15 protein-coding genes are annotated in these 17,259 nt (G+C 62.2%); 12 read left to right on the forward strand and 3 right to left on the reverse strand.

Features of this window, described 5'->3' with window-relative positions; translation table 11 throughout:
* Nucleotides 1-17: 17 nt before the first annotated feature.
* From EO094_RS14905 to EO094_RS14940, 8 genes are all read left to right on the forward strand, one after another.
* Complete coding sequence (locus EO094_RS14905; RefSeq protein ID WP_128293729.1) at nt 18-854, forward strand: GNAT family N-acetyltransferase; 837 nt, start codon at nt 18-20, stop codon at nt 852-854.
* Nucleotides 855-871: 17 nt separating this feature from the next.
* Nucleotides 872-2,251, forward strand: coding sequence for an aspartate aminotransferase family protein (locus EO094_RS14910; RefSeq protein WP_128293730.1), 1,380 nt, complete (start codon nt 872-874; stop codon nt 2,249-2,251).
* Nucleotides 2,252-2,254: 3 nt separating this feature from the next.
* The gene (locus EO094_RS14915) at nt 2,255-3,184 is read left to right on the forward strand and encodes a 2-hydroxyacid dehydrogenase (RefSeq protein ID WP_128293731.1); all 930 of its coding nucleotides are present in this window, start codon (nt 2,255-2,257) and stop codon (nt 3,182-3,184) included.
* A gap of 263 nt (nt 3,185-3,447) precedes the next feature.
* The gene (locus EO094_RS14920; protein WP_128293732.1) at nt 3,448-4,155 is read left to right on the forward strand and encodes an HAD-IA family hydrolase; all 708 of its coding nucleotides are present in this window, start codon (nt 3,448-3,450) and stop codon (nt 4,153-4,155) included.
* Between the two features lie 61 nt (nt 4,156-4,216).
* Nucleotides 4,217-5,845: an ABC transporter substrate-binding protein gene (locus tag EO094_RS14925; protein ID WP_128293733.1), complete on the forward strand. Its 1,629-nt coding sequence runs from the start codon at nt 4,217-4,219 to the stop codon at nt 5,843-5,845.
* A gap of 78 nt (nt 5,846-5,923) precedes the next feature.
* Nucleotides 5,924-6,877: an ABC transporter permease gene (locus tag EO094_RS14930; protein ID WP_128293734.1), complete on the forward strand. Its 954-nt coding sequence runs from the start codon at nt 5,924-5,926 to the stop codon at nt 6,875-6,877.
* Nucleotides 6,874-7,719, forward strand: coding sequence for an ABC transporter permease (locus EO094_RS14935; protein ID WP_128293735.1), 846 nt, complete (start codon nt 6,874-6,876; stop codon nt 7,717-7,719). The genes EO094_RS14930 and EO094_RS14935 overlap by 4 nt, the downstream gene beginning before the upstream one ends.
* Complete coding sequence (locus EO094_RS14940) at nt 7,719-9,380, forward strand: ABC transporter ATP-binding protein (protein WP_128293736.1); 1,662 nt, start codon at nt 7,719-7,721, stop codon at nt 9,378-9,380. The genes EO094_RS14935 and EO094_RS14940 overlap by 1 nt, the downstream gene beginning before the upstream one ends.
* Nucleotides 9,381-9,405: 25 nt before the next feature.
* On the opposite strand, the gene EO094_RS14945 is transcribed toward EO094_RS14940, so the two are convergent.
* A complete protein-coding gene (locus tag EO094_RS14945) occupies nt 9,406-9,894 on the reverse strand; it encodes an Lrp/AsnC family transcriptional regulator (protein WP_092813935.1) in 489 nt (162 codons plus the stop codon).
* Between the two features lie 221 nt (nt 9,895-10,115).
* On the opposite strand from EO094_RS14945, the gene EO094_RS14950 reads away from it, so the two are divergent.
* Nucleotides 10,116-11,441 carry an NAD(P)/FAD-dependent oxidoreductase gene (locus EO094_RS14950; protein WP_128293737.1) on the forward strand — a complete coding sequence of 442 codons (1,326 nt, stop codon included), beginning with the start codon at nt 10,116-10,118 and terminating at the stop codon, nt 11,439-11,441.
* A gap of 81 nt (nt 11,442-11,522) precedes the next feature.
* Here EO094_RS14950 and EO094_RS14955 read toward each other — a convergent pair whose 3' ends face one another.
* Nucleotides 11,523-12,506, reverse strand: coding sequence for an AraC family transcriptional regulator (locus EO094_RS14955; RefSeq protein WP_246008547.1), 984 nt, complete (start codon nt 12,504-12,506; stop codon nt 11,523-11,525).
* A gap of 149 nt (nt 12,507-12,655) precedes the next feature.
* On the opposite strand from EO094_RS14955, the gene EO094_RS14960 reads away from it, so the two are divergent.
* The 3 genes from EO094_RS14960 (at nt 12,656) to EO094_RS14970 (ending at nt 16,840) form a co-directional block, all read left to right on the forward strand.
* Nucleotides 12,656-14,098: an APC family permease gene (locus EO094_RS14960; protein ID WP_128293739.1), complete on the forward strand. Its 1,443-nt coding sequence runs from the start codon at nt 12,656-12,658 to the stop codon at nt 14,096-14,098.
* 149 nt (nt 14,099-14,247) lie between these two features.
* Nucleotides 14,248-15,387, forward strand: coding sequence for an ornithine cyclodeaminase family protein (locus tag EO094_RS14965; RefSeq protein ID WP_128293740.1), 1,140 nt, complete (start codon nt 14,248-14,250; stop codon nt 15,385-15,387).
* 160 nt (nt 15,388-15,547) lie between these two features.
* On the forward strand, nt 15,548-16,840 hold the full coding sequence (locus tag EO094_RS14970) for an NAD(P)/FAD-dependent oxidoreductase (protein ID WP_128293741.1): 1,293 nt from the start codon (nt 15,548-15,550) through the stop codon (nt 16,838-16,840).
* A gap of 54 nt (nt 16,841-16,894) precedes the next feature.
* Here EO094_RS14970 and EO094_RS14975 read toward each other — a convergent pair whose 3' ends face one another.
* Nucleotides 16,895-17,242 carry a DUF779 domain-containing protein gene (locus EO094_RS14975; protein ID WP_128293742.1) on the reverse strand — a complete coding sequence of 116 codons (348 nt, stop codon included), beginning with the start codon at nt 17,240-17,242 and terminating at the stop codon, nt 16,895-16,897.
* Nucleotides 17,243-17,259: the final 17 nt, after the last annotated feature.

The following is a 17,259-nucleotide window of genomic DNA, read 5'->3' on the forward strand; positions in this document are numbered from 1 at the left end:
GGATTCTGTTGCGAGAGATGACCGACATTCTGCTTGAACCGTTTTCCGATCCGCATTTTGAGGCAGCCGTCCGCCTGTCGCAGGCCGAGAATTGGCCGCACCGAACCGAAGACTGGGCGATGGTCGATGCGGTCTCGCAAGGCTTCGTCGCAACGAAGAATGGGCGCGTCGTCGGCACGGCCTTCACCACACCCTTCGGCCCTGATCTTGCAACGATCGATATGATCATCGTCGACAGCTCTTTGCGCGGCCAGGGGCTGGGGCGCCGGCTCGTGGAAGCCGCGATCGAGGCGTCCGGCTCGCGGAATCTGCGCCTTGTGGCGACGGAGGATGGTCTTCCGCTCTACAAGAAGCTCGGCTTCGAAGAGCGTGGCGGGATCGTCCAACACCAGGGCAAGATTGCTTCCGCGGCGCCTTCGGAGGACGTCGAGGTGGCGCGCGACGCGGATCTCGACGCGATCATCGACCTCGATCGAGCAGCCTACGGGGGCGATCGTCGCGCGCTTTTCGGACAGCTCTTTGCCGCCGGCGGCAAAGCGGTCGTCTTGCGCGACAGGGGATCTCTCTCAGGTTTCGGGATTTGTCGCCCATTCGGGCGCGGCCGGGTCATCGGGCCCGTCGTTGCCACAAATATCGAGGCGACCAGGAACCTGATCCTCGCCCTCATTGAGCGGCACGCCGGAGAGTTCCTGCGCATCGATACGCGCCGTGACACCGGTCTCTCGTCCTGGCTCGCGGATCTCGGACTCCCCGAGACCGGGTCCGGCGTGGCGATGGCGCGGGGCGAGGAGCCCCGCGCGATCCGCGACGGAGAACCAAAAACTTTCGCCCTTGTCTCTCAGGCCTTTGGCTGACGTTTCCGGAGAACGACATGCTTTCAAATTCATTGCTCGAGGCTGATCGCGAGCACCTGGTGCATCCTTTGAGCTCCTTTCGCGGGCATGAGCGGGACGGGGTGCGCGTCATGGCCTCCGCAAAGGGGGCGTGGCTGACGGACCGGGAGGGACATCGGCTTCTCGACGGCTTTGCCGGTCTGTGGTGCGTGAATGCGGGCTACGGACACGAGAGCATCGTTGAGGCTGCCGCCGAACAGATGCGCCGCCTGCCATATGCGACCGGCTATTTCGATCTGGGCTCCGAGCCGGCGATCAAGCTTGCCGAAGCGCTCGCCGAGAGGGCACCGGGTGATCTCGACCATGTGTATTTCACGCTCGGGGGATCGGACGCGGTCGACAGCACGATCCGTTTCATCCGCTACTACAACCACGCGCGCGGCACGCCGGAGCGGGATCAGTTCATCTCGCTGGAGCAGGGTTTTCACGGTTCTTCGACCGCAGGCGCAGGCCTCACGGCGCTCAAGGGCTTCCACACGGGCTTCGGCGTGCCTTTCGAGTGGCAGCACAAGATCCCGTCCCATTACCTCTACCGCAATCCGGTCGGACGCGATCCCGAGACGGTGATCGCCGCCTCGGTCGCGGCGCTGGCGGCCAAGGTTGACGAGATCGGCAAAGACCGCGTCGCCGCCTTTTACGCCGAGCCGATTCAGGGCTCGGGTGGCGTCCTGGTGCCGCCGCCAGGCTGGGTGAAGGCGATGGCAGATACCTGCCGCGAACTCGGCATTCTCTTCGTGGCCGACGAAGTGATCACCGGCTTCGGTCGCACGGGCCCGCTCTTTGCCTGCCTGGAAGAGGGAGTGGTGCCGGACTTCATGACGGTCGCGAAGGGGCTCACCTCCGGCTATGTGCCGCTCGGTGCCGTCTTCATGGCCGATCATGTCTATCAGACGATCGCCGATGGGGCAGGCGAGGCCGCGATCGGCCACGGCTACACCTATTCCGGCCATCCCGTGAGCGCAGCTGTCGGCCTGGAAGTCCTGAAGCTCTACGAAGGGGGGCTTCTGGACAATGGCAGGCGGGCCGGGAAGCGGTTGATGGCGGGCCTTGAAAGCCTCGCAGAACACCCGCTTGTCGGCGATGTGCGTGGCCGCGGAATGCTGGCTGCGATCGAACTCGTCACCGACAAGTCGGCAAAGACGCCGCTACCTGCTGCGGCGGAAGCCGGAAAGCGCATCTTCGATCGTGCTTACAAGAACGGGCTGATCGTTCGTGCCTTCGCTCAGGGCGTCATCGGCTTTGCGCCGCCGCTTTGCTGCAGCGATGAGGAGATCGACGAAATCGTGGAGCGCACGCGCCGCGTTCTCGACGAAACCCTGGCCGACGCGGATGTCCGCGCGGCCATGAAGGGCGTCTGAGCGATGGCGCTGCTTTATCTTTCGCACAAAGAGCGCGCCGAGGTCTGGAAACCGATCTTCGGGCGGGAATTGCCGGAACTAGAATTCTACGACGGCTTTGATGCGGTCCAAGATCCCTCAAAGGTCCGTTTCATCGCGACCTGGAACGCTCCGGCCGACCCGGTGAAGACCTATCCGAACCTTAAGATGATCCTCTCGGTCGGTGCCGGTGTCGACCAGTTCGATTTTCGCGCTCTGCCGGAGCATGTGAAGGTCGCGCGCATGGTCACGCCGAGCATCGCCGAAATGATGCGCGACTATGTCGTCCTCGGCGTTCTGGCGATGCACCGGCAATTGCCGCGTTACATTGCCCAGCAGCGCGACAAGACCTGGAGCGCCGGCCGTGTCGATCTTGCGCGGCGGAAAACCGTCGGCGTGATGGGGCTGGGTCAGCTCGGAACGGCCGTGCTGGAGGCGCTTCGTCCCTTTGGTTTCAAACTCGCCGGCTGGGGGCGCTCGCCCCGCGCGCTCGACGGGGTGCAGACCTTCGTTGGGCGGCGCGAGCTTCCGGCGTTCCTGGCAGGGACCGATATTCTCATTTGTCTTCTGCCGCTGACGAAGGAGACGGAGAACATTCTCGACGCGCAGCTCTTTGCGGCTCTGCCGAAAGGCGCCACGCTTGTGCATGCCGGGAGAGGTCGGCAGCTCGATCATGATGCGCTTCTAGATGCACTTGATACCGGCCATCTCGAGGGTGCTTTCCTCGATGTGACCGAGCCTGAGCCTTTGCCGGCCGAGCACCCGTTCTGGAGCCATCCGCGCCTCGTTCTGACGCCCCATGTCGCCACGATGACCGATTTCGAAGAGGGGGCCTTGGCCGCAGTTGAGTGCCTGCGCGCACACGAGGAAGGCCGACCGATCCCCGGGCTCGTCGACAAAGCGCGCGGCTATTGACGATTGCGTGAGCAAGATTCCGACTTGCTTCAAAAATCGACAGATTATGCTGTGATGCCGGCCGCATTCGGAACCTCATAAAGGGTCGTCCTGCGAGACTGCATTCCTGGAAAGAAAGCACATTACAGTCGACGGAGTACAAAACCGGGCTGATTTCTGACCAAGCAATCGCCCGGCGACGTTGAGTGCATCGGTGCTACATCGCGGAAGATTATGCTGCCAGATGGCGGCGTCTCTCGTGGGCGTTCAAGGCGGAGGAATGCGTGACCCGCAGGCTGGCGACTTTCAAAGTTCTGACTTTCGATGTCGTGGGCACGCTCATTGACTTTGAAACGGGCTTAAAAAACGGCCTCGCCAGCCTTGCGGCAGACGTAGGTGCGACGCTGGATGGCGAGGAGGCTCTCGCTATCTACCGTGAGAGCCGCCGCGATCCGGGTGGCGGTCGATTCCCTGACGACGTCGCTCGCTGCTACGACAAGATTGCCGCGAAGATGCATCTTCCGCGCGGTGAGGAATATGGCGCCCGCGTCGTAGAAGCCGTCGCCTCTGCGCCGGCCTTTTCCGACAGCCGCGCAGCTCTTGCGAAATTGCGCCGACGCTTCCGGCTCGTTGCCATGACCAATGCGCAGCGCTGGGCCTTCGAGCGCTTCTCGGACGAACTTGGGAAGCCGTTTCACAAGTCTTTCACGGTCGACGACACAGGGACCGAAAAACCGGACCCGGCCTTCTTCGAGGCGGTGCTCGCCGATTTGAAGGGCGAGGGGATCGAGAAGGCCGACATCCTGCATGTCGCCCAAAGCCAGTATCACGATATCGGTGTCTCCCGGCAGCTCGGTCTCACCAATTGTTGGATCGAGCGCCGTCACGGCCGGAAAGGCTACGGGGGCACGATAGCCCCTGAGCGGTTCACCGAGCCGGACTATCACTTCACTTCCCTGGCTGCATTGGCGGAGGCCGTCGACCAGCCCTGAACCTGTTTCAAACCGCGCCAAGACGGGATGCCACCTCTTTGTCACCGGAAAGGACCGACGCATGAGCCAGAATAACCGGACGAACTGGGACGTCACGAATTGGACGAGGCGCGACGATGCGATGGTGGAGGAGGCCATCCGACGAGGCGCTTCACGCCGCGATCTCTTGCGTCTGCTTGCGGCGAGCGGCGTGGCGATGGCGGCCGGGAGCGCCATCATGACGCGTGCGACGACGGCCTTTGCTGCGACCCCGAAGAAGGGCGGATCGATCACCGCCGCCGGTTGGTCCTCCTCGACGGCCGACACACTCGATCCCGCAAAAGCCTCTCTTTCCACCGATTATGTGCGTTGCTGCTCCTTCTACAATCGGCTGACCTTCCTCGACGAGAAGGGCTCCGTCGAGATGGAGCTCGCCGAAAGCATCGAATCCGACGACGCCAAGACGTGGAAGATCACGCTCCGCCCGGACGTCACCTTCCATGACGGCAAGACGCTGACGACGGACGACGTCATCTATTCGCTCCAGCGTCACAAGGATGAATCCGTCGGCTCCAAGGCGAACGCCATGGCGCAGCAGATGGAGACCTTCAAGAAGGTGGACGACCGGGTTCTGGAGCTGGTGCTGAGTTCGCCGAACGCCGACCTGCCGATCATTCTGTCTCTGCACCATTTCATGATCCTCGCCGACGGCACGACCGACTTCACGACGGCGAACGGGACCGGCGCTTTCAAATGCGAGACCTTCGAGCCCGGGGTTAGATCAGTCGGCGTCCGCAACGAGGATTATTGGAAGGAGAACCTTCCTTATCTCGATTCCCTCGAGTTCATTGCGATCCCGGATGAAACGGCACGCGTGAATGCGCTCCTGTCGGGTGACATCGCGCTCGCTGCTTCAATCAATCCGCGTTCGATCAGGCGCCTCGATACGATCGACACAGTCACGCTGTCGAAGACGACGTCAGGGAATTATACCGACCTCAACGTCCGCCTCGACATGGCGCCAGGCGACAAGAAGGATTTCGTCGACGGCCTCAAATACCTCGTCAATCGTGAGGTCATCGCGCGCTCCGTCATGCGCGATCTGGCTGTCATCGCCAACGATCAGCCGGTTTCGCCGAATGACCGCTATTACAATGCAGAGCTGAAGCCGAAGGATTACGATCCGGAAAAGGCGAAGAAGCTTTTTGAGAGTGCAGGCGTTCTCGGGCAGTCGATCCCGATCGTTGCTTCGACGGCTGCGACCTCGTCGATCGACATGGCGATGGTGGTGCAGCAGGCGGGGTCGGAAATCGGCATGCCCTTCGATGTGCAGCGCGTTCCTTCCGATGGCTACTGGTCGAACTATTGGCTGAAGGCGCCCATACACTTCGGCAACATCAATCCGCGGCCGACCCCGGATATTCTCTTCTCGCTCCTCTACACCTCCGACGCGCCGTGGAACGAGAGCCGCTACCAGTCTGAAAAATTCGACAAGATGCTGGTAGAGGCACGCGGCACCCTCGATGAGGCCAAGCGTAAGGAAATGTACGACGAGATGCAGGTGATGGTGGCGGAAGACGCCGGAACCATCATCCCTGTCTGGATCTCCAATGTCGATGCCCTGTCTTCGAAACTGAAGGGCCTGCAGCCTAATCCGCTAGGCGGCATGATGGGTTACGCCTTCGCCGAATATGTCTGGCTCGACGACTAAGAGAGCTGAAGGCCGAGCCATCCTGCGAGCCTGGGCGCTCGGCCTATCGCGCCCGAAGAACGAAGGAGAAAGAGCTGCATGAATTCCACGATCGCCGGTCTTATTATCCGCCGCATTGGGATTATGCTCGTCTCCCTCGTCATTGTTGCCTTTGCTGTCTTCGCGGCCACGGAGCTTTTGCCGGGCGACGTCGCACAGATCCTTCTCGGGCAGTCGGCGACGCCGGAAGCGGTGGCAGGTCTTCGCAAGGCGATGCATCTCGACCAGCCTGCGGTCCTGCGCTTCGTGCATTGGCTTGCCGGTCTGGTGACGGGTGACTTCGGACGGTCCTATGCCAACAACCGCGACGTGGCAGAGCTGATTTCCGGGCGTCTCGTGAACTCATTGAAGCTCGGAGCCGTCACCACGTTCTTTTCGGTGCCGCTGTCGCTCTTTCTCGGTGTGACTGCGGCCATGTTCCGCGGTTCGTTCTACGACCGCCTCGTGTCGGTCTTCACGGTGACCGTGATCTCGGTGCCAGAGTTCATGGTCGCGACCCTCGCCGTTCTGATTTTCGCTGTCTATCTCGGCTGGCTGCCGGCGCTCTCCTTCGCCAATGAAGTCCAAGGCCTGGGTGAGCTTCTGCGGGTCTATGCCATGCCGGTGATCACGTTGAGCTTCGTCGTCTCGGCGCAGATGATCCGCATGACCCGCGCTGCCGTGATCGATACGATCAACACCCCCTATGTCGAGATGGCGCTCCTCAAGGGCGCGACCCGGCGACGAATGGTCATGAGACATGCGCTGCCGAACGCGCTCGGTCCGATCGCGAACGCCATGGCCCTGTCGCTCTCCTATCTCCTCGGAGGCGTCATCATCGTGGAGACGATCTTCAACTATCCGGGCGTCGCCAAGCTCATGGTGGATGCCGTTGCGACCCGCGATCTTCCTCTCATCCAGACCTGTGCGATGCTGTTCTGCCTGAGCTATCTTCTTTTGATCCTCATTGCGGACGTGATTGCCATCGCCTCCAACCCGAGGCTGCGCCAGTGAAAGCTCTCGTCGCCGCCGCCCGCCGCCGCACAGGCTTCCACATCAATGCCGTCGGAACGATCGGCGCGATCGTGGTCCTGTTTTGGATCGTGATTGCAATCTGCGCACCGCTCCTCGTGCCTTATCCAGTCGGCAAGATTGTCGATTTCGATTTCTTCGGACCGATGTCGCAGAAATTCTGGCTCGGCACCGACTATCTCGGCCGGGATATCCTCTCGCGCATCTTGATGGGTGCGCGCTATACGGTCGGCATCGCCTTCGCCGCGGTGTCGCTCGCCTGTTTCGTTGGTGTGGCGCTCGGTATGATCGCCGCCGTCGTGGGCGGCTTCTTCGACACGGCGCTGTCGCGTTTTCTCGACGCGCTCAACGCCATCCCCTCGCTCATGTTCGGGCTTGTGGTTGTTGCCGGCGTCGGCAGCTCCATCCCTGTGTTGATCGTGACGCTGGCGCTCATCTATGCACCGGGGAGCTATCGCTTTGCCCGTTCGCTTGCCGCCAACACCAACACGATGGATTTCGTGACGGTCGCGCGGGCGCGGGGAGAGGGCACCGTCTACATCATCCGGGAGGAAATCCTGCCCAACATCATCGGCCCGGTGCTGGCGGATTTCGGCCTGCGCTTCGTCTTCATCGTGCTGCTTCTGTCAGGCCTGTCTTTCCTCGGCCTAGGCGTGCAGCCGCCGAATGCCGATTGGGGCGGCCTGGTGCGTGAGAACCTCGCCGGCCTGCCGTACGGTGCGCCTGCCGTGATCTTTCCGTCGATCGCCATTGCGAGCCTGACCATCTCGGTCAACATGCTGATCGACAACCTGCCGACACGCATCCGCGATCGGAGCGCCTGATGGGCAATATCGTCGAAATTCGTGATCTTGCCGTCGCCGCGAAGACCGATTCCGGGCGTGTCGTGGATATCATCAAAGGCGTCGATATCGAGGTGGCCGAGGGTGAGGTGGTCGCTTTGATCGGCGAAAGTGGTTCCGGCAAAACCACGATCGCATTGACGCTTCTGGGTTACACGCGCCCGGGCTGCAGGATCACCCGCGGCGAGGTCGTGGTCGCCGGCCGCGATATGGTGACGATGAGCGAGGCCGAACGCCGGCATGTGCGCGGGCAGCAGGTCGCCTATGTGCCGCAATCGGCAGCTGCGGCCTTCGATCCCTCCCAGACCATCATGGAACAGGTCGTTGAGGTCTCCCGCATTCATCAACTGATGCCGCCGGAGGATGCGCGTCGCAAGGCCGTCGAGCTCTTCCGGGCATTGTCGCTGCCCAATCCGGAGACGATTGGCGCGCGCTATCCGCATCAGGTGTCGGGCGGACAATTGCAGAGGCTGGCGGCGGCGATGGCCCTGATGGGCGATCCCGGGGTGATGGTGTTCGACGAGCCGACGACGGCTCTCGACGTGACGACACAGATCGAAGTTCTGCGCGCCTTCAAGTCGGTCATCGCCGAGCGGAATATGGCCGGGATCTATGTCTCGCACGATCTTGCCGTCGTCGCCCAGATCGCCGACCGCATCGTCGTCCTGAAGGGCGGCGAAGTGCAGGAAGTGGCCGAGACGGAGAAAATCGTCCACGCGCCGCAGCATGCCTATACGAAAGAGCTCATCGCAGCCTTTCATCCCGTCGAGCGCGCGCCGGCGGATCCGCGTGCCATGGCGCAGAGAAATGCCATTCTGGAGGTGAAGAATCTCAGTGCCGGTTACGGACCGACCGGCTCCGATGGTCAGCCTGGCTTTCTCGCGCTCAAGGACGTGACCTTCCGCCTGGCGGCGGGTGAGAGCCTCGGGATTATCGGCGAATCCGGCAGCGGGAAGTCGACACTGGCGCGCGTCATTTCGGGCCTTCTGCCGCAATCCTCAGGCAGCGTGATGTTCGAGGGCCGGGAACTTGCGAAAAGTGTCAGCGGGCGCAGCCGTGAAGAGCTGCGCAAGATGCAGATCGTCTTTCAGCTCGCCGATACCGCTCTCAACCCCAATCGGCCTGTGCGGGCAATTCTGGGCCGCCCGCTCACCTTCTATCATGGCATGAGGGGGCGCCAGCGCGAGGCGGAGGTCGACCGGCTGCTCGATATGGTGCGCCTGCCGGCCGCCTTGAAACATCGTCTGCCAAGCGAATTGTCGGGCGGCCAGAAGCAACGCGTCAACCTGGCGCGCGCCTTGGCGGCGAAACCTGAGCTGATCCTCTGCGATGAGATCACCTCGGCGTTGGATACGGTGGTGGCGGCCGCCATCCTGAAGCTCCTCGATGAATTGCAGCGAGAGCTCGGCCTTTCCTACATGTTCATCAGCCACGATCTCTCGACGGTCGAAGCGATCTGCGACGAGGTCGTGGTGATGTATCAGGGAGAGAAGGTGGAGGAGATGCCGACGAACCGAATGAAGTCGGGTGCCGAGCATCCCTATTCCCGTCTTTTGATATCCTCTGTGCCACAGCTCGACACCAACTGGCTCGACCGCCTCGAGCACGACAACGAACTGATGCAGGCCGTCGCCGGGCGCTGAACGACGCGGCGGGCAGCGGCTTTCCTCAGGCGTGAAGCTTGTCGCGAAACAGCGATGTCAGCGGCAGATGCGCCTTGATGAAGGGCGATTTGATCACCACGAAGCTGAAATACTTGTCGATGCCGATGTCGTCATCGATGAGCTTTTCCATGATCGTCTGGTAATGCACGATGCCGGCTGTCACGAATTTGACGAGGTAGTCGTAGCCGCCCGAGACGAGGTGGCATTCCACGCAGGAATCGATTTTCTCCACCGTCGCCTGAAAGCGCGAAAAGTCCGTATGTCGGTGGTTCTTCAAGGTGAATTCGGTGAAGACGGTCAGCGTCTCCCCGATCTTGCTCACATCGATCTGGGCCGAGTAGCCGGTGATGTAGCCGGCGGCCTGCAGCTTCTTCATCCGGGTCAGGCAGGGGCTTGGCGAGAGATTGACGAGCTCGGCCAGCTCGACGTTGGTGATACGTCCGTTCTTCTGCAATTCGCAGAGGATTTTCACGTCGATCATATCGAGTTTCATGCGCGAATTGGTGGGCAGGGGGGCCTCCTCCGGCGTGCACGGCATAAGATGCCGGCAGATTGCGCCGAGTTGAGCTTTCTGACAACCAGCCTGCGCGTGCATGCTTGAAACACAAGCTGCCGCCGTCTGCATGTTTCGAAGCATCTTCTGCTGCTGAAGCTGGAGATTGCTGCCGATCCGAACCGGTCTCGATGCTAGATTCGGAGCGATTGGAGAGATTCATGCCTGTTCCTTTGCTGAGCGTTCCCTCATCCCCGCAATTGCCGGCGGCCGCCGATGTCGTCGTGATCGGAGGCGGGATCATCGGGGTGTCGGCGGCATATTTTCTCGCAAAGCGCGGCGTCAGCGTCGCTCTCCTGGAGAAGGGGATGATAGGCGCCGAGCAGTCGAGCCGGAATTGGGGCTGGTGCCGACAGCAAAACCGTGATGCACGCGAACTGCCGCTGGCGACCAGGAGCTTGGAGCTTTGGGACGAGCTTGCTGCAGAGCTCGGACCCGATCTCGGGTTCCGGCGTTCTGGCTTGCTTTATCTCTCGAACGACGAAAAGGAGATCGAAGGCTGGGCGGAATGGTGCCGCTTTGCGGCGACGATGGGCGTGACGAGCCATCCTCTCAGTCGAGAGGAGGCCACGTCGCGTGGCGCTGTCACAGGGCGATCCTGGAAGGGTGGCGTCTTTTCTCCGTCTGACGGGATTGCCGATCCCGCCTGCGCGGCACCGATGATCGCCGAAGCAATCGTTCGTTTCGGCGGCACGGTTCATCAATCATGTGCCGCCCGAGGCATCGAGACGGAAGGCGGGCGTGTCTCCGCGGTGGTGACCGAAAAAGGTGTTATCCGCACGAGACAGGTGGTGATGTCGGGCGGCGCCTGGGCGTCCTCGTTTTGCCGGCAGCTCGGCGTGGTTTTTCCGCAGGCGTCGATCCGCTCCTCCGTTCTTTCCGTTGAGCCGGGAGCGGAAGGGCTTCTCGACGCACTGCACACGGCGGATGTGACCGTGACGCGACGCGGAGATGGCGGCTACACGCTCGCAGTGTCGGGGATGGCGAAGACGGATCCGACTCTGCAGCAGCTTCGCTTCGCCCGGCACTTTCTGCCGATGTTCGCCAAGCGTTGGCGCAGTCTGTCGCCGGGTGATCTCACGGCATTGCGGGCCGGGCATGAAACGCTCAGGCGCTGGTCCCTCGACCGGCCAACGCCCATGGAGCGGATGCGTATTCTCGATCCCGCACCGTCCATGCGCGCGACCGACAAAATCCTGTCGCGGGCACGGAAGCTGCTGCCGGCGCTGAAACAGGTGCCGGTGCAGGCACGCTGGGCCGGCTACATTGACAGCACACCTGATGGTGTGCCGGTGATCGACCCGAATGCGGGGCCGGAAGGGTTTCTGCTGGCCGCCGGTTTTTCCGGACATGGTTTCGGGATCGGCCCGGGTGCGGGGCAGCTCATCGCTGACCTCGTCACCGGAGCGGAACCGAGCGTCGATTACAAGCAATATGCGCTGTCGCGCTTCGGACGCAGCGCCCGGGGGAAAGTCGCCGAATTCTGAAACAGGTTTGTGTTTGCCGCGCGACGGGCTGAGCCCGCCCGTCAGTCCTCAGCCGAGCCTGCAGATCCCTCGATGATGCACCTACTCGCCGTCCTCCCACCGCTTCTCGGCGCGCCACAGCGCCGTGCTGTCAGCATAGCCGAGCGCCTGCGCAAGCCGCGACCGGTTTCCGCCATGGGCCGCGTTGTGCCGGCGCAAAAGGGACTTCCTGTAATCCTGTACCAATTTGCGGATGGATGTGCCTTCGTCCGCGAGGCGGCGCTGAAGTGTCCTCGGTGGAATTCCGAGCTCTCTGGAGATTGTGGCGAGCGTGATGTTGGTGAAACCGAGATGGATGGCGATGAGCGCCAGGACGCGTTCGGAATAGGTGGTGGGAGCCACGGTTTCGACGAAGAGGTCGTTGATATGCCGCTCCAGGACGCTGGCGAGAGCGGGATCCTCTTTGCGATAGACGCGGCGGGCGCCGGCAAGGTCCATCACCAGTCTGTTGGTCGACTGCCCGAATAGGACAGGTGCCTGGAAGATGCGCTCCAGCGGTTTCGGATCGCGCGGGGCGCCGTGCTCGAAGTGCACCTCGAGGGGCCGCCAGCTGCTTGAAAAGCACTGCCTGACGAGATGGCAGGTCGTCGCCAGGGTGAACTCGCTGTCCTGCCGGCGCGGGGAGAGCGACGTGTCGGTGATTCCGTAGGACCAGATCAGCGTCTCGTCTTCGCAGGAGACGGAGGAATGACTGGCGCCCTGCAGCGCGGCCATCGAACGGCACAGGCGCTTGAAGGCGGCTTCGATGGTCGAGGTCATCGAGAAAAGCATGCCCATCGGCCCGAGATCCGCGGGCTTGATCGACACCCCGAGCTCAGCGCCGAGAAAAGGATCGCGAACCACGACGGCAGCCTCTTCGAAGGCAGCGAGATAGCGGGCGATCGGGACGACAGCATAGGGATCGTTGAGCTGGGCGCGCAATATACCGTGGCCCGCCAGTAAAACGTCGGTCTTGGCCGTGCGCTTGTCGAGTTCTTGAATGATCGGCGCCAGTGCGGACGCTCGAATTGATGCAATCGCTGGCATGCGACTGTCTAAGTGTAGGGCATTTGCCGGTGACATAATCGTCAAACCCCCTCTCGGCGCGAATTATCGATTCATTGGCGTAACATGCAATATCGGTACCAAATTCCCCCTCGTAGCTTTGGCGAATAGCAGTTCCAATGAGGGGTGATATGACGCTGGAAATCGCCAATCCTGTCGCCAGTCCGAGACTGGCAAGGAATTCGGTGGGGCTTGCCCATATCGTATTCTTCGTCGTCGCAGCCGCCGCTCCTTTGACCGCCGTCGTCGGAGCTTCACCGGTCGCTTTCGCTTTCGGCAACGGTGCGGGCGTTCCCGGCGCCTACCTTCTGGCGGGGCTGTTGTACCTGGTCTTCTCCGTTGGGTTCACGGCAATGAGCCGTCATGTGGAGGGAGCCGGTGCTTTCTATGCGTATATCTCTCAAGGCATCGGTCGGCCGACGGGAGTCGGCGCGGCCATGATGGCGTTGATCACCTACAGCGCCGTGCAGATCGCCGTGTACGCGCTCTTCGGCGTCTTCGTTGCGGCAGGGCTCGCGCCTTACGGCATCGAGATGCCCTGGTGGGTCTGGTCGTTCGCCGCCTTGGCCGTGGTTCATCTCTGCGGGCAGCGCAACATCGCGTTCTCGGGCAAGATCCTCGGTGTCTGCATGGTGGCGGAGATCGTCATTCTTCTGCTGCTCGATGTCGGGATCCTCCTGCAAGGCGGCGGGCCGGAAGGCATCGGCTTGACCTCGTTCGCACCCGCCACCGTCCTGTCGCCGGGGCTGGGGGCGGCACTCGTCTTCGTCATCGGCTCTTTCATCGGCTTTGAGGCGACCGCCATTTTCGGCGAAGAGGCTGAAAACCCTGAGACGACGATCCCGAAGGCGACTTATGTCGCCGTCCTTCTCATCACCTTGTTCTACGCGTTTTCGACCTGGGCGATCGTGCAGCATTACGGCGCTTCGCAGGTGCAGGCGGTCGCCGAAGCCGGGCTCGACAATTTCTTCTTTGCCGCCATGGATGCGGTGCTCGGGCGCTGGGCCAGCGAGACCATGAACGTCCTGCTGATCACGAGCCTGTTTGCCTGCGTGCTCTCGTTTCACAACACGCTCAACCGCTACTTCTTCGCGCTCGGCCGGGAAGGTCTGGCCATGCGGGCCCTCGGTCGGGTGCATGAAAAGCATCTGTCGCCGCACATCGCCGGCGTCGTCCAAAGTGTGAGCGCGGCCGCCATCCTTCTCGTCTTCGTCGTCTCGGGAGCCGACCCCTATGCCGTGGTCTTCTCCTGGATGTCGGCTCTTGCGGTGATCGGCATCTTGTCGGTGCAGGCTTTGGTTTCGGTGGCGATCATCCTGTATTTCCATCGCCATCCTGACCAGCATGGCCGCTGGACCACGCTGGTGGCACCGAGCGTTGCGTTCGTGGGATTGCTCGGAGCCCTTGCCCTGGTGATCAACAATCTCTCGCTGCTGTCAGGCAGCGAAAGCCCAGTGGTCGCTTCGTTCCCCTACGCGATCGCCCTGGTTTGCCTGTCCGGCATTCTCTTCGGCTATCGCATCAAGGCAAAGCGCCCCGATCTCTATGCCGGGCTCGGCCGCATGCTCGACTAGCCCTCCCGGAAGGCCGGCAAGGCGTTCCGTGATTGGAGCGCAGCGTCTGCCGGCCTTCGCCTCTTCCTCTCTCCCTTCAATCCACCGTTTCAAGTCGCACGGTGCGCAGGCGCCTGCGCGACGCGAGCCCGAACGCAAGGACCAAACCGATGACGGGTCTGCCGAAAATCGATTTTCTCTACCTCTCCGAACAAGACATGATCCGGGCCGGCGTGACCGACATGCCCGCCTGTGTCGACTGCATGGAACAGATGTTTGCCCTGCTTCATCAGGGCGATTACCGGATGGCCGGTCCCAACAGCGACAGCCATGGGGCCATGGTCGTGTTCCCCGAAAACTCGCCCTTCCCAAAGATGCCGAAGCCTACGGCGGATCGTCGCTTCATGGCGATGCCGGCCTATCTCGGCGGCAATTTCTGCACCGCCGGTGTCAAATGGTATGGCTCCAACATCGCAAACCGCGACAAGGATCTGCCCCGCTCGATCCTGATGTTTACGCTCAACGACGCCGATACGGGCGCACCGCTCGCCTATATGTCGGCCAATCTTCTTTCCGCTTACCGCACCGGCGCGGTGCCGGGCGTCGGGGCGCGGCACCTTGCGCGCAAGGATTCAAAGATCGTTGGCATCCTAGGGCCTGGTGTGATGGCGCGCACCGCGCTCGCAGCCTTCATCGCCGCCTGTCCGAAGATCGACACCGTCCGGGTCAAGGCGCGCGGGCAGAAGAGCCTCGATGTCTTCATCGCCTGGGTGAAGGAGCATTACCCGCAGATCACCAAGATCGAGATTGTGAACGACCTCGAGGCGGTCGTTCGTGATTGCGATATCGTCACCTATTGCGCCTCCGGTGAAGTCGGCGATCCGGAGACTTATCCGATCGTCAAGCGCGAATGGGTGAAGCCGGGCGCGTTCCTGGCGATGCCGGCCCTTTGCGAGATCGACGAAGGGATGAAAGCGCCAGAAGTGCGCAAGGTTCTGGACAACACCGGTCTCTACGAGGCCTGGTACGAAGAGGTTCCGAAGCCCGCGCATCGCACCATCCCGGTGATCGGCGTGAAGTTCATGGATATGCTCGCCGAGGGCAGCATGAAGCGCGAGGAACTGGAGGATCTCGGCGCGATCGTCGCAGGCGACGCGCCAGGCCGAACCAACGATGAAGAGATCATCCTGATGTCGGTCGGGGGCATGCCGGTCGAAGACGTTGCGTGGGGCACCGTGATTTACCGCAATGCGGTGGAGAAGGGCATCGGCCAGAAGCTCAACCTGTGGGACGAGCCGGCGCTGCGCTGAGGCGCCCCCAACATATCCACCCGCCATCGAATAAAGCTCTGCACGAGATCGAGGGACGCGGGCTGGCGGCGTCCTTCCGTCCGATAGCGAGATGGCTCATTGCGTTCGGCTGCTGCACGGGGACGAGCCCCGGCGACGGTCTGTCAGAAGGATATCCCCCATGGCCCCCACGATCACGCCGGTTGAAACGGCGCAGGATTTTCCGCCTCGCACCTCTGTCGTCATTATCGGAGGCGGTATCGTTGGCCTGACGGCTGCTCTGACGCTTGCCGAAAAGAACATCGCCGTCGTCGTTTTGGAGAAGGGACGGATCGCTGGCGAGCAATCGTCGCGAAATCTCGGCTGGGTCCGCAAGACGATCCGAGCTGCGCCGGATGTGCCCCTGGCAATGGCCGCTGATCGGCTGTGGGCCGAGATGGCAATGCGGGTCGGGGCCAATGTCGGCTATGAGCGCACCGGCATCATGTATCTCGACCGCACCGAAGCGGATGTGGCCGGGCATGAGGATTGGCTGAAATCGGTGAGCCATCTGGGGCTCGATTCACGCCTCGTCACGCCTTCAGAGATTGATGAATTGGTGCCGGGCGGCGAGGGCAAATGGGCCGGTGGCCTTTACACGCCGTCGGACGGCCACGCCGACCCGACCCTCGCGGCGAGCGCGATCGCGAAAGCCGCGATTTCGAAGGGCGCCGTCGTTGTGGAAAATTGCGCGGTACGCACCTTGTCTTTGGAAGCGGGCAGGGTCGCCGGTGTGGTGACCGAGCGCGGAGAGATCCGCTGCGATCAGGTTCTCCTCGCCGGGGGGCTGTGGTCGCGCCGCTTCCTGGGCAATCTCGGTATCGGATTGCCGACCTTGCCACTCGTCTGTTCGGCGTTCCGTTCCCCGCCGATGCAGGGGCCGTGCAAAATCGGCGTGGCCGGACCGGATTTCTCCTTCTGCCAGCATCACGACGGAAGCTTCATCATGACTCAGCGTGCCGCGCTGAGGGCGCCTTTGACGCTCGATCATGTGCTGATCGGCATGCGGTATCTGTCGCAGCTGCGTGGAAACCGCGGAATCGTGCGGATGAAGGTCGGGCGCGAAACGATCGATGATCTGAAACTTCCACGCCGTTGGGGACCTGCGGACGAAAGCCCCTTCGAAAAGCTTCGTGTGATGGACCCACCGACGATCTCCACTTTCAACCGAGAGGCCGTCGCCAATCTCAGTGCGGCCTGGCCGCTCTTCAAAGGTGTCGAGATAAAATCTGCCTGGGCCGGCACGATGGATATCACGCCGGATACTCATCCGGTGATCGGGCCTGTCGCCAGCATTCCGGGGCTGACCTTGGCGACAGGCTTTTCCGGCCACGGTTTCGGCACGTCGCCTGCCGCAGGTCAGCTCGCGGCCGAACTGGTGACGGGAGAGACGCCGATCGTGGATCCCGCTCCTTATCGCTTCGAGCGGTTCTGATGCCGGTGGCGCGCGAAACGGAGAGGGAGACTCGAAGGATGACGGCTCGGAGGCCTACCGGCCCGCACTGTCTGGCGCTTCGCAGAGCGTCGAGCGGATGAGGAAGCGGCGCTCGCGGCCATTGTCCAGGGAGAACATGCCGCCACGCCCGGCAACGACGTCCAGGACGAGATCGGTGTGCTTCCAGCGCTCGTATTGCGCCCCGCCGATATAGAAGGGCATGCCGTCGATCTCGCCGAGTTTCACGTCGTTGTCGCCGATTAGAAACCCGTTCACCGGGTAGCACATCGGCGAAGAGCCATCGCAACAACCGCCCGATTGATGAAAGAGGACCGGCCCGTGATCGGCGATGATCTCGCTCAGAAGGCTCCGGGCCGCTGGTGTTGCGGAGACTGTACCCACGGCTTTCGCCTCGCGGT

Origin of the sequence: Afifella aestuarii, assembly GCF_004023665.1 — a bacterium.
Classification (GTDB): domain Bacteria; phylum Pseudomonadota; class Alphaproteobacteria; order Rhizobiales; family Afifellaceae; genus Afifella; species Afifella aestuarii.

Coding starts and splice junctions, on each gene's coding strand:
- EO094_RS14915 (WP_128293731.1), top strand. CDS start 2,255: ATGGCGCTGCTTTATCTTTCGCACAAAGAGCGCGCCGAGGTCTGGAAA.
- EO094_RS14925 (WP_128293733.1), top strand. CDS start 4,217: ATGAGCCAGAATAACCGGACGAACTGGGACGTCACGAATTGGACGAGG.
- EO094_RS14940 (WP_128293736.1), top strand. CDS start 7,719: ATGGGCAATATCGTCGAAATTCGTGATCTTGCCGTCGCCGCGAAGACC.
- EO094_RS14970 (WP_128293741.1), top strand. CDS start 15,548: ATGGCCCCCACGATCACGCCGGTTGAAACGGCGCAGGATTTTCCGCCT.
- EO094_RS14910 (WP_128293730.1), top strand. CDS start 872: ATGCTTTCAAATTCATTGCTCGAGGCTGATCGCGAGCACCTGGTGCAT.
- EO094_RS14945 (WP_092813935.1), bottom strand. CDS start 9,894: ATGAAACTCGATATGATCGACGTGAAAATCCTCTGCGAATTGCAGAAG.
- EO094_RS14930 (WP_128293734.1), top strand. CDS start 5,924: ATGAATTCCACGATCGCCGGTCTTATTATCCGCCGCATTGGGATTATG.
- EO094_RS14965 (WP_128293740.1), top strand. CDS start 14,248: ATGACGGGTCTGCCGAAAATCGATTTTCTCTACCTCTCCGAACAAGAC.
- EO094_RS14905 (WP_128293729.1), top strand. CDS start 18: ATGACCGACATTCTGCTTGAACCGTTTTCCGATCCGCATTTTGAGGCA.
- EO094_RS14960 (WP_128293739.1), top strand. CDS start 12,656: ATGACGCTGGAAATCGCCAATCCTGTCGCCAGTCCGAGACTGGCAAGG.
- EO094_RS14955 (WP_246008547.1), bottom strand. CDS start 12,506: ATGCCAGCGATTGCATCAATTCGAGCGTCCGCACTGGCGCCGATCATT.
- EO094_RS14950 (WP_128293737.1), top strand. CDS start 10,116: ATGCCTGTTCCTTTGCTGAGCGTTCCCTCATCCCCGCAATTGCCGGCG.